Source organism: Falsiroseomonas sp. (assembly GCF_041690465.1).
Taxonomy (GTDB): Bacteria; Pseudomonadota; Alphaproteobacteria; order Acetobacterales; family Acetobacteraceae; genus Falsiroseomonas.
This window is the reverse complement of record NZ_JAWLHG010000037.1, coordinates 29,398-53,196: the sequence shown is the minus strand read 5'-3', so window position 1 is coordinate 53,196 and position 23,799 is coordinate 29,398. Positions and strand designations below refer to the sequence as shown.

Genomic DNA, 23,799 nt, shown 5'->3' with positions numbered 1-23,799 from the left:
CGCCATCGGCAACCTCCTTGACCGCTTCAGCCCCGAAGAATGCACCGACTACCTGCGACACTGCGGCTATGCACAGTCAGGCCAATAATGGTCTAGCGTGCGATCCAATTTGGCGATTCACCACCTACATGCTGCCGTGAAGGCGGCACGCCGGGCGCACGAGGTAGAGGTCGCCAATAGCAGTGCCGAACACGGGCCTTGGTTCGACGAGCTGCTTCACGCTGTGCCTATGGCGGTCATCATGGCAGCAGCTGCTGTTGAGGCTCAGGCAAACGAGGCCATCCAGGACATCTTGGACGGCATGGGAACTGCTCAAGCCACAGACGCTCAGAAGGTTCTCCTGCGGGAGCTGAAGGATAGCAGCGCGAGCAACACGCTGGACAAGTGCCGTCATGTGGCATTGGTGTTTGGCCAAGTACCAGACAGAGGGCGCACAGAATGGGAGGAGGCCAACCTCCTCTTCGTTTTCCGGAACCGGCTTATCCACTTCAAACCAGCCTGGGACCATGAGGAAGTCCACGATAGTAAGTGGGTCAGGGCACTGAAGCAGCGCATTCCAGTGTATGCGCCATATGCGACGGCGTTTCAGTTCCCCTATGGGTTCATCACCTACGGAGCTGCGAAATGGGCAGTCACTACGGCGCTTGCGTTCGCGGGGCACATCGCCCCGATCTTGGGCGTTCCGAACCGCTTCGACGGCCAGAGCTACGCTCTGCCGTAATCGCTTGGTGAGGTGTTGGGGCAAACGTGCGGGGGCGCGTGTGGGGGCGGACGTTGACCGGCCGACAGAAAAGGCCCAGGATTCAAAGCGTTCGGAGTTGGTCCGTGTCCGCCAGGAATGGGTGGACCACTACGGCCACATGAACCTCGCCTACTACCTGGTGGCCTTCGACCTTGCGACCGACGCGCTCTGGCCAGCGCTGCACCTCGGCGAAGGCTTCCGCGCGCGAGGGCTCGGCACCTTCGCGGTGGAATCCTGGCAGGCCTATCTCCGCGAAGTCATGCTGGACACGCCGCTTTCGGCCGAGAGCGCGGTGCTGGCCTACGACAACCGGCGGATGCTGCTGCGGCACAGGCTCTACCATGCCGAGGAAGGCTGGCTCTCGGCCGAGAACGAGGTGCTGTATCTCTGCGTGGATCTCGCGGCGCGGCGCGCCTCGACCTGGCCGGAGGATGTGCTGGCGCGCTTCGCGGCGGCGAAGGTGGACGAGGCGCCGAAGCGACTCGCTCTCAAGCGCGGCTGAAGGCACCGCTTCAGCCGCGGTTCACCACCCAGATCCCGGCGCCGATCAGCACCAGCGCCACCAGCAGCGGCATCCCGGCCGGCTCGCCAAGCACGGCGGCGCCGGCGATCACTGCCAGGACCGGCGTCAGGAACATGAAGGGCGCCAGCGCCGAGGCGCGGTACCGCGCCACCAGCCAGAACCAGGCGACGTAGGAAATCACGGCGATTCCCACCGCCTGGAAGGCCAGCGCCCCCCAGACCAGCGGCGTCGGCGCGAAGATGCCCGGCTCGCCCATCGCCAGCCCGAGCGGCAGCAGCGCCGCGGCGACCGCCAGCTGGTACAGCAGCGTCCGCTCCGCGGCGATTCGCGTCAGCCCGCTCGCCTTGATCACCACGATCGTCGCGCCCCAGCAGATGCCGGCCAGCAGCGAGAGCAGGTCGCCGCGCATCGTCGCGTCCATTGGCGCGCCGAGACGATCCGCGAAGGCCACCAGCAGCCCGGCGAAGGCCAGCAGAAGGCCGGCCAGCTTGCGCACCGTCAGCCGGTCGCCCGGCACCAGCCAATGCGCCCCCAGCGTCGCCCAGAATGGCGCGGTGTAGAGCAGTACCGTGCTGCGCGCCGCGGTGGTCAGCCCCAGGCCCTCGTAGAGCGCCCAGAATTCGCCGGTGAACAGCACGCCGGCCAGCAGCCCGGCGCCGAGCGTGCCGTCCCGCCGCAGCACCGCCACGCCGCGCCAATGGCACCAGGCCAGCAGCAGCGGCACCGCCAGGCAGGACCGCAGCCCCGCCTGCACCATCGGCGAAATGCCCGCGAGGCCCAGCTTCACCGCGATCTGCGCCAGTCCCCAGCTGGCGCAGAGCACAACCAGCAGCGCAGCCGCGCCGGGCGGCAGCGCGCCCGGACCCGGCGGCCCGCGATCAGGCGCGATGGCGCACCACGCCGCCGACCACCGTCGCCATCACCTGCGTCCCGGCGACCGCGGCCGGGTCGCCATCCAGCACGTCGCGGTCGAGCACGACCAGATCGGCGAGCTTGCCGGCTTCCAGCGAGCCCTTCTCGTGCTCCTCGCGCTGCGCCCAGGCGCCAAGCCAGGTATAGGCGTGCACCGCCTCCCGCGGCGTGACCGCCTCGCGTGCGTCGAGGTCGGCGCCGGTGGTGGTGCGGCGGTTCACCATCGCGGCGATGGCCGTCCAGGGCGAGACACGGCAGACCGCGAAATCGGAATGGCCGGGTGCCGGCACGCCGGCGTCGATCAGGCTGCGATGCGGCCACATCCAGCGCATCGCCTCCTGCCCGCGATTGGCGGCGTAGGCCTCGCCAAGCTCGTCCATGAAGCCGGTGGCGGAGCTGTCCACGAAGCCGCCGCGCTTCAGCCGCGCGAGGATGGATGGGGTCACGTAGCAGCAATGCTCGACGCGCATCCGGTGGTCATCCACCCAATGCGCGCGCAGCGCGGCTTCCATCACGTCGAGTGCGAAGTCGATGCCGCGGTCGCCGACGCCCTCGATCATCACCTGCAGCCCGGCAGCGTGCGCGGCACTGGCGCGCCGGATCAGGTCCTCCTTCTCGTAGAGCAGCATGCCGGTGTTGGGCACCGGCTCGCCGGGCACGGGCGTGCCGAGATACGGCTCCCAATAGGCGGCGGTGCGGCCGGAGGTCGAGCAGTCCGGGCACCACTCCACGCCGACGACTCGGAGAAATTCGTCGCCGAAGCCGGAGCGGATGCCGGCGCCGATCAGGTGCGGCACCAGCGGCTCGTCGCGGCCGGAGGCGATGATGCCCATGCGCATCCGCCACCGGCCATCGCGATGCATCTGCTGGTACGCACGAATTGCCGTGGTCGGGCAGAGCGAGTTGGCGACCGAGGTGATCCCCGCCGCCAGGCATTGGTCCTGCACCAGCTCCATGCCCTCGGCGATGTCGGATTCGGAATCCTGCCCGTGGACGGCATTGAGGAAGATGTGCGCCGCCGTCTCCCGCACCAGGCCCGTCAGCGAGCCATCCGCCAGCTTGTCGAAGCGGCCATAGGGCGGGTCGCGCGTCTGCGCGGTGATGCCGCAGGCGGCGAAGGCGGCGCGGTTCGCGAGGCCCAGATGACCGTCGGTGCGCAGGATGAAGATGGGGCGCCCAGCGCTGGCCGCATCCAGCTCCTCCAGCGTCGGATAGCCGCCGGAAGCGCGCTCGTTGAGGCGGTAGAAGGCTGCCCATCGGCCCGGTGGCAGTTCCGCGCAGCGCCGGCGGATGGTCTCCAGCAGTTCCTCGCGCGAGCGCACGCGGTCGGGCGAGACCAGCCTCCAGCTGCGCAGGCGGATGGCGTAGGCATCCGGATGCGCGTGGCTGTCCACGATGCCGGGCAGCACGCGGCGGCCCTCGGCATGCAGCACGGTGGTGCCGGGGCCGATATGCCCGCGCATCGCATCGTCATCGCCGAGCGCGACGATGCGCCCGCCATGCGCGGCGAGCGCGCTGCATTCGGTGCCGGCCGCATCCATCGTGGCGATGCGCCCGCCGAGGACGACGAAATCCGCGTTCATGCTGCCATCCTGTCGAGCCGGTCGCGCAACTTGTACCACCCGCCGACCAGCGGCAGGAACCAGGGGTGGCCGTTGTAGGTCGGCCGCGTCGGGAAGGGCAGGCCATCCAGCGCGAAGCGCTCATTCGCCGCGCCCGCGATCTTCAGCGCCGCGTTGTGGCCGAGCCAGGTGGCCATCGCCACGCCGCTGCCCTGGCAGCCGGCGGCGTAGTGGATGCCGTCCTGCACGCCGATATGGGGCAGCCCGTCGAAGGTGAAGGCGACATAGCCGGTCCAGGCATGGGTGATGCGGCTGTCGCGCAACTCCGGGAAGGTGTCGGTCATCGTCGCATGCAGCACCGGCGCGCTGTCCTGGGCGGTGACGCTGCGGAAACTCGCGCGGCCACCCCACAGCACGCGCCTGCCATCCGGCGAGGGGCGGAAATAGTTCAGCACGCGCTTGCTGTCGCTGATCATCCGCCGGCCGGGAAACAGCCGGTCGATCACCTCCTGCGGCAGTTCCTCGGTGGCGATGATGTAGGAGTTGAGCGGCACCAGCCGGCGCGCCAGCCAGGGGCTCGCCGTGCCGCGGCGATCCAGCGAATAGCCGTTGGTCGCCACCAGCACCGCATCGGCGGAAAGCTCGCCCTTGTCGGTGGCGATGCGGAAGCCGCCGCCTTGCTGCGCGATGCCCTTTACGCGCACGCCATCGACCAGCACCGCGCCCGCGCGTTCCGCCGCCGCGGCCAGGCCACGCGCATACTTGCCGGGATGCAGGCTGCCGGTCGCCGCCGCCGCCATGCCGCCGTGGTAGTGATCGCTGCCGAGGAATTCGCGCTGGCGCGACTTCGGAATCATCTCGGCGGGCAGGCCGGTGATCTCGGCGATCCAGGCCACCTTGCTGGCCATCGCCTCGTAATGGGCGGGCGTCCAGGCGCCGACATAGCGGCCGCAGCGAACATAGTCGCACTCGATGCCCTCGCGCGCGATCGTCTCCTCGATGAAGGGGAAGCTCGCGGCACAGGTCAGCGCGATGCGCCGCGCCTCCTCCTTCCCGAGCGTCTTCTCCAGCGTGCCGCTCGCCACCTTCAGCCCGCCCGAGACCATGCCGCCATTGCGCGAGGAGGCGCCCCAGCCGATCCGTTCGGCATCCAGCACCACCGCCTGGTGGCCGAGCCGGCGCAGCGTCAACGCGGCGGACAGGCCCGCATAGCCGCCGCCGACGATCGCCACTTGGGCGTGGTCGGGCAGCGGCGCGTCGCGGTCCGGCGGCTCGGCGGCCTCCCACCACCAGGGGCGGGCCTGGAAGCCAGGGGCGAAACTTGGATGAAGATCGGTCATTGCCGCCGCGCGCGTCCCGGGTTTCACTGTCGGCAGCAGGTTCCCGCCGGCGCGAGCCGGGATCAAGGGGACCAGCCGGGACGGCGAGCAGAACGAACGGAGACGGGGCATGCAGAGCTTCCAGCAGGATTGCGTCGAACTGGCTTTCGAGAAGTTCCGCCGCGGCCAGGTCAGCCGCCGTACGCTTCTTTCAGGCCTCGCCGCGCTTGGCGCCGGCACCGCGCTCGCGCCCGGAGAGGCGGCGGCGCAGGAGCGGCAGCTGGTGATGGTGAACTGGGGCGGCATCGCCAACCAGGGCTTCGGCCGCTTCTACGGCGAGCCCTTCGCGGCAGCGAATCCAGGCGTGCGCGTCGTGCAGGACAGCACCGGCCCCTCCGCCGGCCGCATCCGTTCCATGGTGGAGAGCGGGCGCGTCACCTGGGACATCTGCGACAGCTCGGCGACCAGCTCCTACCTGCTCGGCGGGATGAACCTGCTGAACAAGGTGGACTACTCCGTCGTGAAGCGCGAGGACGTGATCGGCCCGACCTTTGCGCTGGAGCACGGCGCTGCGCCCTATTCGTTCAGCAACGTGCTCGTCTACGACAGCAGCAAGTTCCCCAATGGCGGCCCGCAGAGCTGGGCGGATTTCTGGGACCTGCAGCGCTTCCCCGGCACGCGCCTTCTGCGGCGTGACGCCGCCGGCGCGCTGGATGCGGCGCAGATGGCGCTGGGCAAGGATCCGGCGAACCTCTACCCGCTCGACATCCGCGCCTGCATCGCGAAGGTGCGCGAGATCCGGCGGAACTGCGTGTTCTGGACCTCCGGTTCGGAATCCGAGCAGTTCATCCGCACCGGCGAGGCGGTGATGGGCCAGATCTGGCACACCCGCGCCAAGGTGCTCGAGGCCGAGAGCAACGGCCGCTTCAAGCGCGTGTGGAACCAGGGCATCCTGCAGCCCGGCATCTTCGTCAACCCGCGCGGCAACCCGGGCGGTGACCTCGTGCAGAAGCTGCTGGCCTCGATGCTCGCGAACGCCGAGGCGCAGGTCGGGCTGCTGCAGTTCCTCGGCAACGGCCCGACCAACCCGCGCGCTGCCGCGCTCGTGCCCGCCGAGTTCCGCCAGTACAACCCGACCGATCCGGCGAATGCCCGCGTGCAGGTGGCGCAGGACGGCCGCTGGTGGGGGCAGAACTACGCGCAGGCCAATGCCGACTATATCGACATGGTCACCGGCTGACGGCAGAACCCTCGCGGAGCAGCGAGTTCGGGGGAGTGGTGACGAAGCCTGTCCTGTTGGTGAAGTCCGGCGGCGAAGCCGCGATGCCGGAATGGCAACGGCATTTCGCGATCCTCGCGCCGGACCTCGACGTACGCTGGTGGGACGACGCGACGGTTGATCCCGCCGCGGTGCGATACGTGCTGGTGTGGGACCCCGAGCCAGGACGCCTCGGACGCCTGCCGAAGCTCGAGGTGATCTTCGGCAGCGGCGCCGGCGTGGATTTCATCGCCAGCGACCCCGACCTGCCTCGGCATGTGCCACTGGTGCGCATGGCCACGCCCGGCGCGGCGCAGCGCATGGGCGAATACGTCACCTGGGCCGCGCTTTCGCTGCTCAAGGGCGCGCGGCGCATCGGCATGGCGCAGGCGGCGCGCCGCTGGGACTATTTCGAGCCGGAGCAGACGGCGACCGATACCACCGTCGGCATCATGGGCCTCGGCCATATGGGCGGTGCGGCGGCGCGGATGCTGCAAGGCATCGGCTTCACCGTCATCGGCTGGTCACGCACGCCGAAGGAGGTGCCGGGCGTGCGCAGCTTCGTGGCCGCGGCGGAGCGCGGCGCCTTCCTGGCCATGAGCGACATCGTCGTCTGCCTGCTGCCGGCCACGCCGGAGACGCGCGGCATCCTTTCGAAGCCGCTGCTCGATGGCATGAAGGATGGCGCGGCGCTGGTGAATGTCGGCCGCGGCAGCCAGCAACGCATCGAGGACATCCTGGCGGCGCTGGACTCGGGAAAACTCTCCGGCGCCGTGCTCGACGTCTTCGAGCAGGAGCCGCTGCCACCCGAGCATCCCGCCTGGGCGCATCCGAAGCTGCTCGTCACCTCCCATCTCGCCAGCTTGCCGCCGCGCAGCGAGCGGGTGGCATATGTCGCCAAGCTGATCGCCGCGCATGAGCGGGGCGAGAAGCTGCCCAACACCTACGATCACGACCGGGGCTATTGATGCCACTCCCACCGCCGCCCGTCCGTCCCGACCCGGGCCACGTGCCCACCGAGCGCGAGTTGCGCGAGGAGCTCGCCGCGGCCTATCGGCTGATCGCGCTGTTCGGCATGACCGACCTGGTCTTCACCCATCTCTCGGTGCGCGTTCCGGGGGAGGGGCACCGCTTCCTGGTGAACCCCTACGGCCTGCTGTTCGAGGAGATAACCGCCTCCAGCCTCGTCCTGGTGGATGCCGAGGGCGAGCCGAAGCAGGCCACGTCCTGGCCAGTCAACCCCGCGGGCTTCGTCATCCACTCCGCCATCCATATGGGCCGCGAGAGCGCGCAGTGCGTGATGCACACCCACACGCTGGCCGGCATGGCGGTGGCGGCGCAGGAAGGCGGCCTGGTTCCGCTGAACCAGATGATGATGGAGTTCGATGGCCGGGTCGCGCTGCACGCCTACGAGGGCGTGGCCGCCGATGACAACCTCTCCGAGCGCGAGCGGCTGGTGCGCGACCTCGGCGACCGGCCCTGCATGATCCTGCGCCACCACGGGCTGCTGACCGTCGGCCACACGGTCGCCGAGGCGTTCTACTGGATGTGGTACCTGGAGCAGGCCTGCCGCATCCAGCTCATGGCGCAATCCTCCGGCGCGAAGCTGGCAATTCCGCCGGACGAGGTGGTGGCGCGCACCCGTCAGCAATTCTCCACCGGCCCCACCAAGGGCTGGCTGCCCTGGCAGGCCTTGAAACGGAAGCTCGACCGAGAGCAGCCGGACTACCGGGACTGATGTCCGCTTCCGGCCATGCCCTTTCGCTGCAGGGGCTCACCAGGCGCTACGGCAGCTTCGTCGCGGTGGACGACGTCTCGCTGAAGGTGGAGCGCGGGCAGTTCCTGACGCTGCTTGGGCCTTCGGGCAGCGGCAAGACGACGATCCTGATGTGCATCGCCGGCTTCGTCGCGCCCAATGCCGGCGCCGTGCTGCTCGATGGCCGCGACATCACCGCGCTGCCGCCGGAGAAGCGTGACTTCGGGATGGTGTTCCAGGGCTATGCGCTGTTCCCGCACATGACCGTGGCGGAGAACGTCGCCTTCCCGCTGCGCGTGCGCAAGCTGGGCGCGGCGGAGCGCGAGGCCAAGGTGCGCGCCGCGCTCGACCTGGTGCAGCTCGAGCGCTTCGCCGACCGCCTACCGCGGCAGCTTTCGGGCGGCCAGCAACAGCGCGTCGCGCTGGCCCGCGCGCTGGTGTTCGAGCCCAACCTGCTGCTGCTGGACGAGCCGCTCTCCGCCCTCGACAAGAAGCTGCGCGCCGAGCTGCAGGAGGAATTGAAGGCGCTGCACCGGCGCATCGGGCGCACCTTCGTCAACGTCACGCACGACCAGGAGGAGGCGCTGTCGCTCTCGGACCGCGTCGCCATCCTGAACCACGGGAAGCTGGTGCAGGAAGGCGCGCCGACGGCACTCTACGACCGCCCACGCACGCGCTTCGTCGCGGACTTCCTCGGCAAGTCGAACTTTCTTCAGTGCACCGTGCAGTCGGTCGGGCCGGACAGCCTGCACCTCGTCGCGGGCGCCACCCGGCTCGTCCAGCGTGTCGCACCGGGCGAGCCGCACCCGCCGCACAACATGCCGCTGCTGCTTTCGCTGCGGCCGGAGAAGATTGCGCTGCTGACCGAAGACGAGCCGGCGGACAACATGGTCGAGGGCCGCATCACGACGTGGTCCTATCTGGGTGCCGGCTTTGCGCTTTCGGTGGCGACACGGGATCTCGGCGTGCTGCGCGTCACGCTGCCCTCCTGGCGGGCGCCGATCGCGCCGGCCGAGGGGCTGCCCATCCGCCTCGGCTGGAGCGCCGAAGCCAGCGTGCCGGTTGCCGAGGATGCCGACTGATGGCGGCAGCGCAGCGGCAGACCGGGTGGTGGCTGCTGATCCTGCCGGCCTTCCTGCTGATGACCGCCTTCTACGTGGCGCCGATCATCCAGGTGCTGATGATCTCCTTCACCGACCCGTCGCCCGGCCTCGGCAACTACGAGAGGCTGATCACCAGCGAGAGCGTGCAGCGCGTGATCTGGACGACGCTGCGCATCTGCCTGATCACCACCGCGCTGTCTCTGCTGCTGGGCTATGTGCTCGCCTACCGCATCGCGCTGGCGTCCGACCGGGAGCGGCGGTGGTGGATCCTGGCGGTGCTGGTGCCGCTCTGGATCAGCGTGCTGGTGCGCGCCTTCGCCTGGGTCACGCTGCTGCGCCGCCAGGGCCTGGTGAACGAAGCGCTGATGGGCGCCGGCGTGATCGCCGAGCCGCTGCAACTCGTCTGGAACGAGTTCGGCATCGTCGTCGGCATGGTGCACTACATGGTGCCCTATGCCGTGCTGCCGATGCTGGCCTCCATGCGGGAGGTCGATCCGCGCCTGCTGGCCGCCGCGCGCGGGCTCGGCGCGTCCCGCATCACCATCTTCGGCCGCGTCTTCCTGCCGCTCTCGGCGCCGGGGCTGATCGCTGCGGGCGTGCTGGTCTTCATCTTCTCGCTCGGCTTCTACATCACGCCCGCGATCCTCGGCGGCGGCAAGACGCTGATGGTGGCGGAGTGGATCGGGCTGCAGATCCTGGACCTCATCCGCTGGGGGCTGGGCACCATGATGGCGACGGTCCTGGTGGTGGCGATCCTGGCCACGCTGGCGGTCTTCTCGCGCATCGTGGACATGCGCCGCGTCTTCGGCGCGGGGCGCTGAGCATGGACGGCGCCTTCCGCCCCGGCGGCTTCGCGCGCGGCGCGGCCTGGCTGGTCGCGATCTACCTGGTGCTTCCGATCGGCATCGTCATCCCGGTCTCGCTGACCGACCAGCGCTTCCTTTCCCTGCCGAAGGAGGCATTGTCGCTGCGGCACTATGCGACCGTGCTCACCTCGCCGGAATGGCTGGGCTCCATCGCGCAGAGCTTCTGGATCGCGCTGGCCGCGACCGTCATCGCGGTGGTTGCCGGCACGCTCTGTGCCATCGGCTGCTGGCGCATCTCCCGCCGCTCGACCGAGCTGATCCGCGTGCTGATGCTGCTGCCGATCATCATCCCCTCGATCGTCTATGCGATCGGGCTCTACCGCTACTTCGCCGGGCTCGACCTGCTGGACCGCTTTCTTGGCGTCGCCATCGCGCATGGCGTCACCGGCATTCCCTATGTTGTGATCACCGTCTCCACCGCGCTCGCCGCCTTCGACCCGCGGCTGGAGCAGGCGGCTCGCGGCATGGGCGCCAGCCTCGGCCAGACGCTGCGCTGGGTGATCCTGCCGCGCATCGCGCCGGGCATCGCCTCCGGTGCGATCTTCGCCTTCATCCATTCCTGGGACGAGCTGGTGATCGTGCTGTTCATCGCCAGCCGCGACGTCTTCACCCTGCCGCGTCGCATCTGGGACGGCATCAACGAGAATCTCGATCCCGCCATGGCGGCGGTGGCGGTGCTGCTGGTGCTGTTCACCCTGCTGCTGCTGCTGCTCGACATGGCCCTCCGCCGGAGGCGCGATGTGCGGTGAGCCCGCGTCACGCCGCCGCACGCAGCGGCGTCAGCGGTCGTGCCATCCGCTCGACGGCCAGTTCCATCCCCTCGGCCAGCTTCAGCCCGTGCCGCGACACCCTCTCGTAGCCGAGCGCCGCATAGAGCGGCACGCCGGAGAGCGTCGCCATCAGCTCCGCCGTTTCCGCGCCCATCGCGGCAAGGCGCTGTTCCACCGCCTGCATCAGCCGTCGCGCGATGCCGCACCGCGCCATCTCGGGCGCGACATAGACGCTGCGCACCACGCCACAGCGACCCGGCAGCGCGCAGAGCGGCTCTGGCAGCAGGCGGGCATAGTTCGGCGGCCGCATCGTCCAGCCGGCGCTGCCGGCGATCTGTCCGTTGAGTTCCGCCACCAGGTAGGTGCCATCGCCGATCAGCCGCGGATCCATCGTGCCCATCTGCGCCAGCGCCGCTTCCAGCACGTCGCGCGGGTAGAAGCGCGCGCCGAGCACGCGCAGGCTGTGCTGCTGCATCTCCAGCAGCGGTTCCAATTCGTCGGGCGTGGCGGGGCGGATCAGGGGCGGCATCGTTGCGATCTCCTCGCCCCCAGCAATACAAAGCGCGGATTGCGCTGTTATTTCGTGACCCCGCATAAAACGATGTCGTCCATGTCGCCTGTAACCGGAGGCCCGCCATGTCCCGCGCGATGAGCGAATTCGATCACCGCTACAACATGTTGATCGAGCGCTTCGCCTCGGTCCCCGAACCCGCCTTCGAGGTATCGGAGGAGCAGGCGCGCGTCTGGGGCCGCCATTGGGGCTGCAATTCCGACATCGGACGGCTGCGCGTGGTGCTGATGCACCGCCCGGGCGAGGAGATGGCGGTGGTCGAGAAGCTGCCCCGCATTCCCGAACTCGGCGCCTTCGGCGACCCCGAGACCGGCGCCTATTGGCGCGGCGAGGTGCTGCCGACGCTGGCCGAACAGCAGGAGCAGCACGATGCGCTCGCGGCCGCGCTGCGCGAGGAGGGTGTGGAGGTTGTCTACCTTCGGCGCTGCGCGCCCGGCCGGCACAAATCCATCTACACCCGCGATTCCTGCATCGGCGTGCAGGGCGGCGCCATCGTCACCCGCATGGGCCCCAAGATCCGCCGCGGCGAGGAAGCGCCGGTGACCGAGACGCTCGCCGCGCTCGGCATGCCCATCCTGCGGACCATCCACGGCACGGGGCTGATGGAAGGCGGCAGCTTCGCCTGGATCCGGCCGGACCTGGCCGTGGTCGGCGTCTCCTCACGCGTCAACGAGGAGGGCGCGCGGCAGGTGGAGGAGGTGCTGAAGGTGCAGGGCGCGCGGCTGATCCGCGTGCAGATCCCAGGCTACCGCCTGCACATCGATGGCGCCTTCGTGATGGTCCACCACGACACCGCCATCGTGAATCCCTCCACGCTGCCCTTCGTGTTCATGGAGGAGCTCAAGCGGGAAGGCGTGAAGCTGATTGCGGTGAACCACGAGGACCCGTCCTGGGCCATCAACTGCCTCGCGGTCGCACCTGGCCGCGTGCTGATGAGCGACCAGGTCAGCCCCCGCACGCAGGAGGCGCTGGACCGTGCCGGCGTCTCGGTCCGGCTGGTGGCCTATGACAAGGTCGGCCTTGGCGGCGGCGGCATCCATTGCTCCACCAGCCCGCTGGTGCGCGATTCGCTGTAGCGGCAAGGGCGGGGGAGCGCCGCTCCCCCGCGCACCTGGCTACCGCTTGGTGACGCCCCAGAAGACCGGGATGATGGTGGGCCGCATCCCCTCCACGTTGCTGCGATGTGCGGCCAGGGTGCGGAACTGGCCGGCGTTGATGTAGGGCAGCACCTCATAGGCGCGGGCATGCACGCGGTGCAGGATCTCCTGCCGCTTTGCCGGGTCGTTCTCCTCCCACCAGCTGCGGCGCAGGTCTTCCAGTTGCTGGTCGCAGGGCCAGCCGGCGAGCCCGCCCTCGCAGGGGCTGGCGAGGTAGAGGTTGGTCAGCGGATTCTGCCCGTCGAGCACGTTGGCCACGGTGACGAACAGGTTCCAGCCGCCCTGGTCCACCGGATCGCGCCGGTTGCGCCGCTGGGTCAGCGTGGCCCAGTCCATGCTGGGCACGTCCATGTTCAGTCCGCCGCGCCGGAAGCTTTCGGACATCACCAGCGTGGCGGCGTTGTTGATCGGCTGGTCGGCCGCGTTCATGAACACCACGCGCTGGTTCGCATAGCCGGCCTCGCGCAGCAGGGCCCGTGCGCGGTCGAGGTTCACGGCGCGCAGCCCCTGCGCGCCCGCGTCGCTTTCCAGCGGCGTGCCGCAGAAGAAATAGGCGGGGCAGTAGGGCACCTGCTCGCTGGCGCGCACGCCGATGCCCTGCAGCACCTCCTGCTGGTTGATCAGGTGCAGCAGCGCCTGGCGCGCCGCGGGGTTGTTGAAGGGCGGCTGCGTATGGTTGAGCCGCAGCCACACCATGAAGCCCACCGGGTTGAGCGCGAAGGTGCGGATGCTGCGGTTGCGCTCAAGCGTCGGGATCAGGTCGGGCGAGGGCTGCTCGATGAAGTCGATCTCGCCGGCCTGCAGCGCCGCCGCCGCGGTTGCGGGATCGGGCATGGAGATCCACTCGATGCGCTCCAGCATCGCCACCTTGCCGCCGGCCAGCCCGTCGGCGGGCTCCTGGCGCGGGCGGTAGTTCGGGTTGCGCGTATAGACCGCGCGCTCCCCCGCCCGCCACTGGTCCGCCTGGAAGATGAAGGGGCCGCTGCCGGTGGCGTCGGTGATCGCGGTGGCCGCCGGCGTCTGTGCGATCCGCTTCGGCATCACGAACAGCGCGCTGGCGGTCGGGCGGGCGAGCGCCTCCGTCACCAGGGCGAAGGGGCGCGAGAGGCGGATGGTGAAGGTGCGATCATCCACCACCTCCATGGCTGCGGTTGCTGCCGCCAGCGCGCGTCCCACCACGTCGCGCTGCGACCAGCGGCGGATGGAGGCGACGGCATCGGCGGCGCGCACGGGCTGCCCGTCATGAAAGGCGAGGCCCTCGCGCAGCGTGAAGCGGTGGGACATGCCATCGGCGGCGGCCTCGTGCCGCTCCACCATCTGCGGCCGCGCCACGCCCTGGCTGTCGAAGGCGAAGAGCTGGTCGTAGACCAGGAAACCGTGGTTGCGCACGAAGGCGGCGGTGGACTGCACCGGATCGAGGCTGGCCAGGTCGTTGATCAGCACGATCCGCAGCGTGGATTGCGCCGGGGATTGCGCCAGGGACACCGCCGGCGTGCCGGCCGCCCCGATGCCGAGCGCCGCCGCCGCGGCCACCCCCAGCCATCGCCTGCCCAAAGCCATGGCACCTCTCCTCGGTTTCTGCCGCATCCATGATGCAGGCGGGGGCGCCGCGGGCGCAACGGCGCCGGCGGCCGGGTTGACGCCTCGCGCACCGGGCGTGACAGTCGCGCAACCTCGAACATGCTTTGCACAGGGTTCAAGTCCGGGCGGATGAAGCAGGATCTGATCTTCACCGGCGGCCGCATCTTCCGCGGCCTGGCCGGAGGCTTCGCCGATGCGCTGGCGGTACGGGATGGGCGCGTGCTGGCGATCGGCGCGGAGGAGCAGGTGCGGGCGGCCGCACCGGATGCGCGGCAGGTGGCACTTGATGGCCGGGTCGCGATTCCCGCCTTCAACGAGGCGCATATGCACCTGCTGCCCTATGGCCTCGCGCTCGGCCAGGTGAATCTACGGGCCGAGGAGGTGCGCAGCCTGCACGAGGCGCTGCGCCGCGTCCGCGAAGCTGCGCAGGCGGCGCCGAAGGGCGCCTGGGTGCTCGGCCGCGGCTACGACCATGGCGAGCTTGATGTCGGCCGCCACCCGACGGCCGCGGAGCTGGACGCGGCGGCGCCGGACAACCCGGTCTTCATCGTGCGCACCTGCGGTCACATGGGTGTCGCGAACAGCGCCGCGCTGCAGCGCGCCGGCGTCGGCCACAACACGCCCGATCCCGAGGGCGGCGTGATCGAGCGGCGCGGCGGCGCGCTCACCGGCCTGTTCCAGGAACGCGCCATGCGGCTGGTGCGGGATGTGATCCCGGAGCCCGACCAGGCGACGATGGTTGATGCCATCGAACGCGCCGGAGACCACCTCGCCAGCCTCGGCTTTGCCAGCGCCACCGACATGAATGTCGGCATGACCGCCGGCATCGCGGAGGTCGAGGCCTATCGCGCCGCGCAGCGCGCAGGCCGGCTCCGGCAGCGCATGTGGCAGGTGCTGGCCGGCAATCCGGAAGGCATCGCGCAAGCGGCCTGGGAGGCCGGGCTGCGCCCGAACGAAGGCGACGACATGCTGCGCTGGGGCGCGGTGAAGGTCTTCGCCGATGGCTCCGCCGGCGGCCTGACCGCCGCCTTTTTCGAGCCGTATCTGGCAGCCGCCGGCGGCGGCACCGGCGTCTTCACCTTCCCTGACGACAAGATGCACGCGCTGCTGAAGCTCTATCACGAGCAGGGCTGGCAGCTCGATATCCACGCCATCGGCGACGCGGCGATCGAGCAGGTGCTGCAGGCGATGGAAGCCGCGGACAGCGAGGCGCATCCTTTTGCCGGCCGCCGCCACCGCATCGAGCATTGCGGGTTCGTGACCCGAGACCAAAGACGGCGCATGAAATCCCGGGGAATCCTGCCGGTGCCGCAGCCGGTCTTCATGTACGAGTTCGGCGACCTCTACATCCGCAACCTCGGCCATGCGCGCAGCGACCACGCCTATCCGATGCGGACGTGGCTGGAGGAAGGGCACCGTCCCGCGGCCAGCTCCGACTGCCCCGTCTCGACGGTGGACCCCTTCGTGAACCTCTTCACCATGCTGACGCGCAAGACCAGCCGCGGCACGGTGATGGGACCGGAGGAGGCGCTGACCGCCGAGCAGGCCATCCACTGCCAGACCTGGTGCGGCGCCTACACGCAGTTCGCCGAGGACCGCCGCGGCACGCTGGAGCCCGGCATGCAGGCGGACATCGCGGTGCTGTCGCGCGACATCTTCGCCGCCGAGCCGGAGCAGATCCTGCGTGAGACGCGCTGCGACCTGACATTGCGCGACGGCCTGCCCACCTTCGACCGGCACGGGACGCTCGCCTGATGCTGCGTCACGCCGCCGAACGCCTGGCTATGGCGGTGCCGGTGATGTTCGGCGTGCTGCTCGTCGGCTTCCTGCTGATGCAGGTGGTGCCGACCGATCCCGCCATCGTCCGCGCCGGCCCGACCGCGACACCCGACGTGATCGCCGCGATCCGGCAGGACCTCGGCCTCGACCGGCCGCTCTACGAGCAGTTCGGCCTCTATCTCTGGCGGCTGGTGCAGGGCGATCTCGGCGTCTCCATCATCAACAACGTGCCTGTGACGCAGGAGCTCGGCGCCACCATCGGCCCGACCCTGGAGCTGATGCTCGCCAGTCTCGTCTGGGCGATCCCGCTCGGCATCTCGCTCGGCACGCTGGCGGCCTATATGCGCGGCTCGCTGCTCGATCGCGCGATCACCGCCTTCACCGTCGCGGGCGGTTCCATCCCGGTGTTCTTCCTCGGGCTGGTGCTGATCTGGTACGTCGGCTTCAAGTGGCAGATGCTGCCCTTCACCGGCCGGCTCGGCCCGATCTGGACCTGGGACGGCTTCCTCGCGATCATCCTGCCGGCGCTGACGCTGGGCGGCGTCTTCGTCGGCCCCGTCGCCCGGATGACGCGCACCGCCGTGCTTGACGTGCTCGGCGCCGACCACGTCCGCACCGCGCGCGCGAAGGGCCTGCCGGAGCGGCTGGTGGTGCTGCATCACGCATTGCGCAACGCGCTGATCCCGGTCGTCACGCTGATCGGCCTGCAGATCGGCTTCCTGCTCGGCGGCGCGGTGGTGACGGAGACGGTGTTCTCCTGGCCCGGCGTCGGGCGGCTCGCGGTGGGTGCGATCCTCTCCTCGGACTTCCCGATGGCGCAGGGGACGATCATCGTGCTGTCCATGGGCTTCATCGTGATCAATCTGTGCGTGGACCTGCTCTACGCCGCGCTCGATCCGCGGATTCGCCACGCATGAGCGCGACCACGACGGACATCGCCGTACCGCGGCGCCCTGGCGTGCTGAAGCTGATCCTGCGCGATCCCGGTGCCGCGGTGGCGGCGGCCTTCGCGCTGGCGATCGTGCTGGCCGCGGTCTTCGCGCCCTGGCTGGCGCCGACCGACCCCTTCGACAACGACCTCTCGAAGGCGATGCAGCCGCCAGGCAGCGAGGGCCTGCCGCTCGGCGGCGATACCCAGGGGCGGGACATGATCACGCGGCTGCTGTTCGGCCTGCGCGTCACGCTGCTGATGGGCGTCGCGGCGGTGGCGGCGGGTGGCAGCGTCGGCGCGATGCTCGGCTTCGTCGCCGCCTTCTACAAGCGCCTCGACGGCATCATCATGCGGCTGATGGATGTGCTGCTCTCCTTTCCAGCGATCCTGTTCGGGCTCGCGATCGCTGCGATCTTCGGGCCGGGGCTGTTCTCGGTGGTGCTGGCGCTCTCGATCGCGACCGTGCCGCTGATGGCGCGCATCGTGCGCGGCGCAGCGCTGGTGGTGATGCAGCAGGACTACATCGAGGCGGCGCGCGCGCAGGGCATGTCCGATGCGCGGCTGATCCGCCGCCATCTGGCGCCGAATTGCCTCTCGCCGATCTTCGTCTTCGCCACGCTGCGCTTCGGCCAGGTGATCCTGCTCGGCTCGGCACTATCCTTTCTCGGCCTTGGCGCCCAGCCGCCGATCGCGGAACTCGGCGCGATGGCGAGCGAGGGGCGCAACTTCCTGTTCTTCGCGCCGCATATCGCCGTGATCCCGTCGGTGGTGATCTTCGCGGTTGTGCTGGCTTTCAACGTGCTGGGCGATGCGCTGCGCGATGCGCTCGATCCGCGGCTTCGCGTCTAGAAACACAAGGGAGACTGGAGAGAGATGAGGAAGATCCTGGGAAGCTTCCTGCTCGCCGCGGCGGCGGCGATGCCGGCGGGCGATGCGGCGGCGCAGTCCGCGCCGCGCGACACGCTGGTGGTGATGCGCGAGATCGACGCCGACCGCTACGATCCGCACCGCTCCACCGCGCGTGGCGCCGGCGAGATCATCTACATGATGAGCGACACGCTGGTTTCGCTGGATTGGGACATGCGAACCGTGCGCCCTGGCCTGGCGGAGCGCTGGGAAGTCAGCCCGGACGGCAAGACCTACACCTTCCACCTCCGCCGCGACGTCACCTTCTGCGATGGCCGGCCGATGACCGCGGATGACGTGGTTTATTCCATCAGTCGCTGGGTGGACCCTGCCACGCGCAGCCCCGTGCGCTGGCGTGCCGGCCCGGTGAAGGAGATTCGCGCCCGCGATCCCCACACAGTCGAATACGAGCTGACGGAACCCTATGGCGAGCTGCTCTACCAGCTCACGCTGTTCTTCGCCTCGGTGATCGACCGCAACACGGTGGAGCGGCTCGGCCAGAATTTTGGCGTGCAAGGCTTCAACGGCACCGGCCCCTATTGCTGGACCAGCTGGACGCCTCGCCAGGAGATGGTGCTGACGCGCCACCCCACCTACAGCTGGGGCCCGCCGATCTACCAGAACCCGCGCCCGCAGGTGGAGCGCGTCATCTGGCGCGTGATCCCGGAGGCGAACACGCGCCTCGCCGCGATCCAGACCGGCCAGGCGGATGTGACGCAGTACATCCCGCACATTGCGGTGCAGCAGCTGCGGAACGTGCCGACGGTGCGCATGTCGCAGCAGCCCAACTACTTCTGGGACCACTTCATGGGCTTCAAGGTGGACAAGCCCGTGATGAACGACCCGCAGGTGCGGCGCGCGATCAACCTGGCGGTCAACCGTGACGCCATCGTTCGCGCCACCTGGTTCGGCAACGCGGCGCCCGCCGATGCCTACCTCAACCCCAACGTCACCGGCTTCGATGCCCAGGCCGCGGAGTTGGTGCCGCAGTACAACCCGGACGAGGCGCGCCGCGTGCTGGACGCCGCCGGATGGACGATGGGCCCTGACGGCGTGCGCGTGAAGAACGGCGAGCGTGCCAGCTTCCTGGTCTATGGCCTGCAGACCGCCGAGGCTCGGCGCTATCTCGAAGCCATCCAGGCGGATCTCCGCCGCGTCGGCATCGAGATGCGCGTGCAGCTCTGGGATGCGACGGTCGGCTGGGGCCGGCTGGCGACGCAGGAGTTCGACGCCTTCGTGATGTCCTACCCCTATATCAGCGCGACGGACGGCTTCTCGCTCTACTTCGACAGCGCCAACCGCCCCACGCCGAACCGCATGAACTGGAACGACCCCCGCACCGACGAGCTGCTGCGCCAGGCCCGCACGGCGCTGAGCGAGGCCGATCGCCTGGCCGCCATCGCCCAGGCGCAGCGCCAGATCGCGGAAGCCAATGTGTGGCTGCCGCTGGCGCGTGAGAGCCTGTGGGTGGCGTCGGCGCAGCGCGTCCAGGGTGCGCGCGCGCATGGCATCTATGGCGTTGCGCTCTACAAGGGGCTCGACATCCGGCTGACGCGCTGAACCGCCTCCCGCGGGGCCGGCGCGCCGGCCCCGCGGGGCATCCGGTACAAGAGCGATGAGTCTCGAATTCCTGCTCACTTCGCTGGTGATCGTCGCCTCGCCCGGCACGGGCGTGCTGATCACGCTGGGCGCCGGTCTCTCGCGGGGGCGCCGCGCGGCCGTGGTCGCCGCCTTCGGCTGCACGCTCGGCATCGTGCCGCACATGCTCGCCGCCATCACCGGCCTCGCTGCGCTGCTGCACGCCAGCGCGCTCGCCTTCGAGGCGGTGCGCTGGGCCGGCATCGCCTATCTGCTCTGGATGGCGTGGATGACGCTGCGTGACGAGGGCGCACTCGCCGTCAGCTCGGAGGGGGCGCCGCGCGGCGATGGCGCCGTCATCCTCTCCGCCATCCTGGCGAACCTGCTCAACCCGAAGCTCTCCATCTTCTTCTTCGCCTTCCTGCCGCAATTCGTCGCGGCCGAAGATGCGCAACCCGTGGTGACTATGCTCGGCCTCTCCGGCGTGTTCATGGCGATGACCTTTGGCATCTTCATGGTCTATGGCATCTTCGCCGCAGCGGCCCGCCGCCATGTGTTGCAGCGCCCGTCCGTGCTCGCCTGGATGCGCCGCGGCTTTGCAGCTGCCTTTGCCGCGCTCGGGGCGCGCCTTGCCCTCAAGGAGCGCTGATGCTGGATCATCTCGGCTTCGCCGTCGCCGATTTTGCCGGCCCGCCGCCAGGCCGTATCCACTCTGCCTTCACCGCCGCCGACCGCGCGTGGGTGGACGCCTTCCACGCCGCAGCGCTCACCGCCGGCGGGCGTGACAACGGCGCGCCGGGGATCCGCGCGCAATGCCATCCGAGCTACTACGCCGCCTTCGTCATCGATTCCGACGGCCACAACATCGAAGCGGTCTGCCATGCCCCCGGCACCGCGGAGGACCAGAGATGAGCACCACCGTCATCCGCAACGCGGAACTCGTCGTCGCCTGGGACGCCGGAACCGGGCAGCACATCTACCTGCCGGACGCCGATGTCGCCTACGAGGGCGGCAAGCTCACCTTCGTCGGCCGTGGCTACAAGGGCCCGGCGGAGGAGGAGATCAGCGGCAGGGGCCTGATGGTCATGCCGGGGCTGGTCAACATCCACTCGCACCCGTCGAGCGAGCCGATGAACAAGGGGCTGATCGATGAGATCGGCAGCCCGGGCCTCTACAACTCCTCGCTCTACGAGTTCATGCCGATCTTCCGCGCCGATGCGGAAGCGGTGCCGCATTGCGTGCGCGTCGCGCTCTCCGAGCTGCTGCTCTCCGGCGTGACGACGGTGGCGGACCTCTCCATGGCGCATCCCGGCTGGCTCGACCTGCTGGCGGAAAGCGGGCTGCGCGTCTGCATCGCGCCGATGTTCAAGTCGGCGAAGTGGTTCACCAAGAACGGCCATGTCGTGCAGTACGAGTGGGATGAGGCCGCCGGCGAGAAGGCGATGGCCGAGGCGCTGACGCTGATCGAACGGGCCGAGCAGCATGAGAGCGGCCGCCTCTTCGGCATGGTGGTGCCCGCGCAGATCGACACCTGCACCGATACGCTGCTGAAGGAGAGCTTCGAGGAGGCCGGGAAGCGTGGCGTCTCCTGGCAGATCCACGCCGCGCAGTCGGTGGTGGAGTTCCACGAGATCACCCGCCGCCACGGCAAGACGCCGATCGGCTGGCTCGACTCCATGGGGCTGCTCTCCGACCGCTCCATCATCGGCCACGGCATCTTCCTGGACGATCACCCGAGCACGAAGTGGTGGACCGACACCGATATGAAGCGCCTGGCCGAGACCGGCACCACCGTCGCGCACTGCCCAACGGTGTTCGCCCGCCGCGGCATCACGCTGAAGCATTTCGGCCGCTACAAGCGGGCTGGCGTGAACATGGGCCTCGGCACCGACACCTATCCGCACAACATGCTCGACGAGATGCGCCTCGTCGCCTATCTCGCGCGCACCCAGGCCAATGATCCGCGCAGCATGACCACGACGGAGCTGTTCGACGCCGCGACGATCGGCGGCGCGAAGGCGCTGGGGCGGGAGGATATCGGCCGCCTCGCCCCCGGCTGCCGTGCCGATTTCGTGCTGGTGGACGTGACGCACCCCATGATGCGCCCGGCGCGCGATCCTGTCCGCAGCCTGGTCTATGCCGCCGGCGACCGCGCGGTGAAGGACGTGTTCGTGGACGGCCGCAAGGTTGTCGCCGATGGCGAGGTGGTGACGATGGACTACCGCGCCGCCGCGGCGCATCTGCACGAGGCGCAGAAGCGCGTCATCCAGAACGCGCCGGCGCAGGACTGGGCGCATCGTCCGGTGGAGGTCACCTCGCCCCCGACCTTCCGCTGGTCGTGAACCCGCATCCGATGACCGCAGGGCTGAGGCCGCGACGCGGCCGGGCACCGGAGGCCTGAATCGGATGCCCGACGAATCGCCGCTGCTCCGCATCGAAGGGGTGCGCACCGTCTTCCGCAGTTCGGTCGGCGACATCGCCGCGGTGGATGGCGTGGACCTCGAGGTGCCGCGCGGCCGCACCCTCGGCATCGTGGGCGAGAGCGGCTGCGGCAAGTCCATGCTCAGCCTCTCCATCATGCGCCTCGTCCCCGCACCGGGGCGGATCGCGCAGGGCCGCGTGCTGCTCGAGGGACAGGACCTGCTGACACTCTCCGCCGCGCAGATGCGCGACGTGCGCGGCAGCCGCGTCGCGATGATCTTCCAGGAGCCGATGACCAGCCTCAACCCGGTGCACCCGATCGGCCGCCAGATCACCGAGGCGATGCGCGCACATGACAAGCGCGCCTCCGCCGGCGAACTGCGCGACCGCGCGATCGAGGCGCTGAAGCGCGTGCGCATCCCCTCGCCGGAGCGGCGCTTCGACGACTACCCGCACCAACTCTCCGGCGGCATGCGCCAGCGCGTGATGATTGCCATGGCGCTCGCCTGTCGCCCCGCGCTGCTGATCGCCGACGAACCGACGACCGCGCTCGACGTGACCGTGCAGGCGCAGATCCTCGACCTGCTGCGGGAGCTGCAGGCCGAGACCGGCATGTCCATCATACTCATCACCCACGACCTCGGCGTGGTCGCCGAGATGGCTGATGAAGTGGCGGTGATGTACGCCGGCAAGGTGGTGGAGCGCGCCGCCGCCACGGAGATCTTCGCCAGCCCGCAGCACCCCTACACGCTCGGCCTGCTCGGCTCGATCCCGCGCCTGGACGAGGACCGCGAACGCCTTCTGGCGATCGAGGGCGCGGTGCCACCGCCTTTCGCCCTGCCCAAGGGCTGCCGCTTCCACCCGCGCTGCCCCTTCGCCATCGAGGCCTGCACCCGTGCGCAGCCGCCCTTGGAGGTGGTCGCACCGGGCCATCTTGCCGCCTGCATCCGCGCGCCGGTCGAGCAGGCGGTGGAACTCGCCGCATGAACACCACGCTGCTGGAGGTCGAGGGCCTCGCGAAGCACTACCCCGTGAAGGGCGGCCTGCTCGGTGGCGGCGGCGGCACGGTGCGCGCGGTGGATGGTGTCTCCTTCGCAATCGCGCGCGGCGAGACGCTGGCGCTGGTCGGCGAATCCGGCTGCGGCAAGTCCACCACCGCGCGGCTGGTGCTGCGGCTCATCGAGCCCACCGCCGGCACGGTGCACTTCGATGGCGTGCCGGTGACCGGCGCCGCCGAACTGCGGGCGCTGCGCCGCCGCGTGCAGGTGGTGTTCCAGGATCCCTATGCCAGTCTCAACCCCCGCCTGCGCGTCGGCGAGACCATCGCCGAGCCGATGGAGGTGCACGGCATCGGCGATGCCGCCTCGCGCGCCGCGCGGGTGCAGGAATTGCTGCGGCTGGTCGGGCTCGCACCCTTCCATGCGCAGCGTTATCCGCACGAATTCTCCGGCGGCCAGCGGCAGCGCATCGGCATCGCCCGCGCCCTGGCGGTGCAGCCCGAACTGGTGGTCTGCGACGAGCCGGTGAGTGCGCTGGACGTCTCGATCCAGGCGCAGGTGGTGAACCTGCTGAAGGATCTGCAGGGTCGCTTCGGCCTGTCCTACCTGTTCATCGCGCATGACCTGGCGGTGGTGCGCCACATGGCCGACCGGGTGGCGGTGATGTATCTCGGCCAGATCGTCGAGACCGCGCCGAAGCGCACCCTCTTCGCCGATCCGCGCCACCCCTACACACGCGCGCTGCTCGCCGCGATCCCGCATCCGGATCCGCGCCGTCGCGGCCGCGTCACGCCGCCCGGCGGCGACGTGCCGAGCCCGATGAACCCGCCGCCGGGTTGCCGTTTCCACACGCGCTGCCCCTTCGTCCAGCCGATCTGCCGCGAGCAGGTGCCGCCCCTGCGCGAGCTCGCCCCCGGCCGCGCCAGCGCCTGCCATTTCGCCGAGGACCTGCCCGCGCACGAAACGGTGGCCGGGGAGGGGATCGCCCCGCTCGCCGCGCGGCGGCTTGCGCTCTATGCCGCGGCGAAGGAGCGGCGCGCGACCGGGTAGGCACCGCTCGTCACCC

General features: G+C 69.7%; 23 protein-coding genes. 18 read left to right on the top strand and 5 right to left on the bottom strand.

Annotated features, from left to right (window positions below; genetic code table 11):
- Positions 1–109: 109 nt before the first annotated feature.
- Positions 110–721 (top strand): hypothetical protein, encoded by a 612-nt coding sequence (locus ACESM1_RS24295; RefSeq protein WP_372623811.1) that lies wholly within the window; start codon positions 110–112, stop codon positions 719–721.
- Positions 722–818: 97 nt separating this feature from the next.
- Positions 819–1,244 carry an acyl-CoA thioesterase gene (locus tag ACESM1_RS24290; RefSeq protein WP_372623810.1) on the top strand — a complete coding sequence of 142 codons (426 nt, stop codon included), beginning with the start codon at positions 819–821 and terminating at the stop codon, positions 1,242–1,244.
- Between the two features lie 10 nt (positions 1,245–1,254).
- Here the strand turns inward: ACESM1_RS24290 and ACESM1_RS24285 are convergent, their stop codons facing one another.
- The 3 genes from ACESM1_RS24285 to ACESM1_RS24275 are packed head-to-tail and all read right to left on the bottom strand — an operon-like array spanning position 1,255 to position 5,079.
- Positions 1,255–2,088, bottom strand: coding sequence for a DMT family transporter (locus ACESM1_RS24285; protein ID WP_372623809.1), 834 nt, complete (start codon positions 2,086–2,088; stop codon positions 1,255–1,257).
- Between the two features lie 55 nt (positions 2,089–2,143).
- Positions 2,144–3,760 carry an amidohydrolase gene (locus ACESM1_RS24280; protein ID WP_372623808.1) on the bottom strand — a complete coding sequence of 539 codons (1,617 nt, stop codon included), beginning with the start codon at positions 3,758–3,760 and terminating at the stop codon, positions 2,144–2,146.
- Positions 3,757–5,079, bottom strand: a complete 1,323-nt coding sequence (locus ACESM1_RS24275; RefSeq protein WP_372623807.1) for an NAD(P)/FAD-dependent oxidoreductase — start codon at positions 5,077–5,079, stop codon at positions 3,757–3,759. Before ACESM1_RS24275 ends, ACESM1_RS24280 begins: the two co-directional genes overlap by 4 nt.
- A gap of 109 nt (positions 5,080–5,188) precedes the next feature.
- Here ACESM1_RS24275 and ACESM1_RS24270 point away from each other — a divergent pair, with 109 nt between their 5' ends.
- The 6 genes from ACESM1_RS24270 to ACESM1_RS24245 are packed head-to-tail and all read left to right on the top strand — an operon-like array spanning position 5,189 to position 10,790.
- Complete coding sequence (locus ACESM1_RS24270; RefSeq protein WP_372623806.1) at positions 5,189–6,298, top strand: extracellular solute-binding protein; 1,110 nt, start codon at positions 5,189–5,191, stop codon at positions 6,296–6,298.
- Positions 6,299–6,336: 38 nt separating this feature from the next.
- On the top strand, positions 6,337–7,284 hold the full coding sequence (locus tag ACESM1_RS24265; RefSeq protein ID WP_372623805.1) for a 2-hydroxyacid dehydrogenase: 948 nt from the start codon (positions 6,337–6,339) through the stop codon (positions 7,282–7,284).
- Positions 7,284–8,054 carry a class II aldolase/adducin family protein gene (locus ACESM1_RS24260; protein ID WP_372623804.1) on the top strand — a complete coding sequence of 257 codons (771 nt, stop codon included), beginning with the start codon at positions 7,284–7,286 and terminating at the stop codon, positions 8,052–8,054. Before ACESM1_RS24265 ends, ACESM1_RS24260 begins: the two co-directional genes overlap by 1 nt.
- Positions 8,054–9,154 carry an ABC transporter ATP-binding protein gene (locus tag ACESM1_RS24255; RefSeq protein WP_372623803.1) on the top strand — a complete coding sequence of 367 codons (1,101 nt, stop codon included), beginning with the start codon at positions 8,054–8,056 and terminating at the stop codon, positions 9,152–9,154. Before ACESM1_RS24260 ends, ACESM1_RS24255 begins: the two co-directional genes overlap by 1 nt.
- On the top strand, positions 9,154–9,996 hold the full coding sequence (locus ACESM1_RS24250; protein WP_372623802.1) for an ABC transporter permease: 843 nt from the start codon (positions 9,154–9,156) through the stop codon (positions 9,994–9,996). Before ACESM1_RS24255 ends, ACESM1_RS24250 begins: the two co-directional genes overlap by 1 nt.
- A gap of 2 nt (positions 9,997–9,998) precedes the next feature.
- Positions 9,999–10,790, top strand: coding sequence for an ABC transporter permease (locus tag ACESM1_RS24245; RefSeq protein ID WP_372623801.1), 792 nt, complete (start codon positions 9,999–10,001; stop codon positions 10,788–10,790).
- A gap of 7 nt (positions 10,791–10,797) precedes the next feature.
- Here ACESM1_RS24245 and ACESM1_RS24240 read toward each other — a convergent pair whose 3' ends face one another.
- A complete protein-coding gene (locus tag ACESM1_RS24240; protein WP_372623800.1) occupies positions 10,798–11,340 on the bottom strand; it encodes a GNAT family N-acetyltransferase in 543 nt (180 codons plus the stop codon).
- Between the two features lie 107 nt (positions 11,341–11,447).
- On the opposite strand from ACESM1_RS24240, the gene ACESM1_RS24235 reads away from it, so the two are divergent.
- Positions 11,448–12,458 (top strand): dimethylarginine dimethylaminohydrolase family protein, encoded by a 1,011-nt coding sequence (locus tag ACESM1_RS24235; RefSeq protein WP_372623799.1) that lies wholly within the window; start codon positions 11,448–11,450, stop codon positions 12,456–12,458.
- Positions 12,459–12,497: 39 nt separating this feature from the next.
- Here ACESM1_RS24235 and ACESM1_RS24230 read toward each other — a convergent pair whose 3' ends face one another.
- Complete coding sequence (locus tag ACESM1_RS24230) at positions 12,498–14,099, bottom strand: ABC transporter substrate-binding protein (protein ID WP_372623798.1); 1,602 nt, start codon at positions 14,097–14,099, stop codon at positions 12,498–12,500.
- A 150-nt stretch (positions 14,100–14,249) separates the two neighbouring features.
- On the opposite strand from ACESM1_RS24230, the gene ACESM1_RS24225 reads away from it, so the two are divergent.
- From ACESM1_RS24225 to ACESM1_RS24185, 9 genes are all read left to right on the top strand, one after another.
- Positions 14,250–15,875, top strand: a complete 1,626-nt coding sequence (locus tag ACESM1_RS24225) for an amidohydrolase (RefSeq protein ID WP_372623797.1) — start codon at positions 14,250–14,252, stop codon at positions 15,873–15,875.
- Positions 15,875–16,816 (top strand): ABC transporter permease, encoded by a 942-nt coding sequence (locus tag ACESM1_RS24220; RefSeq protein WP_372623796.1) that lies wholly within the window; start codon positions 15,875–15,877, stop codon positions 16,814–16,816. Before ACESM1_RS24225 ends, ACESM1_RS24220 begins: the two co-directional genes overlap by 1 nt.
- Positions 16,813–17,679 carry an ABC transporter permease gene (locus ACESM1_RS24215; RefSeq protein ID WP_372623795.1) on the top strand — a complete coding sequence of 289 codons (867 nt, stop codon included), beginning with the start codon at positions 16,813–16,815 and terminating at the stop codon, positions 17,677–17,679. Before ACESM1_RS24220 ends, ACESM1_RS24215 begins: the two co-directional genes overlap by 4 nt.
- A gap of 24 nt (positions 17,680–17,703) precedes the next feature.
- Positions 17,704–19,296, top strand: a complete 1,593-nt coding sequence (locus tag ACESM1_RS24210) for an ABC transporter substrate-binding protein (protein ID WP_372623794.1) — start codon at positions 17,704–17,706, stop codon at positions 19,294–19,296.
- A 55-nt stretch (positions 19,297–19,351) separates the two neighbouring features.
- Positions 19,352–19,963 (top strand): LysE family translocator, encoded by a 612-nt coding sequence (locus tag ACESM1_RS24205; RefSeq protein ID WP_372623793.1) that lies wholly within the window; start codon positions 19,352–19,354, stop codon positions 19,961–19,963.
- Entirely contained in the window at positions 19,963–20,226 is a 264-nt protein-coding gene (locus ACESM1_RS24200; RefSeq protein WP_372623792.1) for a hypothetical protein, read from the top strand. Before ACESM1_RS24205 ends, ACESM1_RS24200 begins: the two co-directional genes overlap by 1 nt.
- The gene (locus ACESM1_RS24195; protein ID WP_372623791.1) at positions 20,223–21,656 is read left to right on the top strand and encodes an amidohydrolase family protein; all 1,434 of its coding nucleotides are present in this window, start codon (positions 20,223–20,225) and stop codon (positions 21,654–21,656) included. Before ACESM1_RS24200 ends, ACESM1_RS24195 begins: the two co-directional genes overlap by 4 nt.
- Before the next feature lie 64 nt (positions 21,657–21,720).
- Entirely contained in the window at positions 21,721–22,722 is a 1,002-nt protein-coding gene (locus ACESM1_RS24190; protein ID WP_372623790.1) for an ABC transporter ATP-binding protein, read from the top strand.
- Positions 22,719–23,783: an ABC transporter ATP-binding protein gene (locus ACESM1_RS24185; protein WP_372623789.1), complete on the top strand. Its 1,065-nt coding sequence runs from the start codon at positions 22,719–22,721 to the stop codon at positions 23,781–23,783. The genes ACESM1_RS24190 and ACESM1_RS24185 overlap by 4 nt, the downstream gene beginning before the upstream one ends.
- Positions 23,784–23,799: the final 16 nt, after the last annotated feature.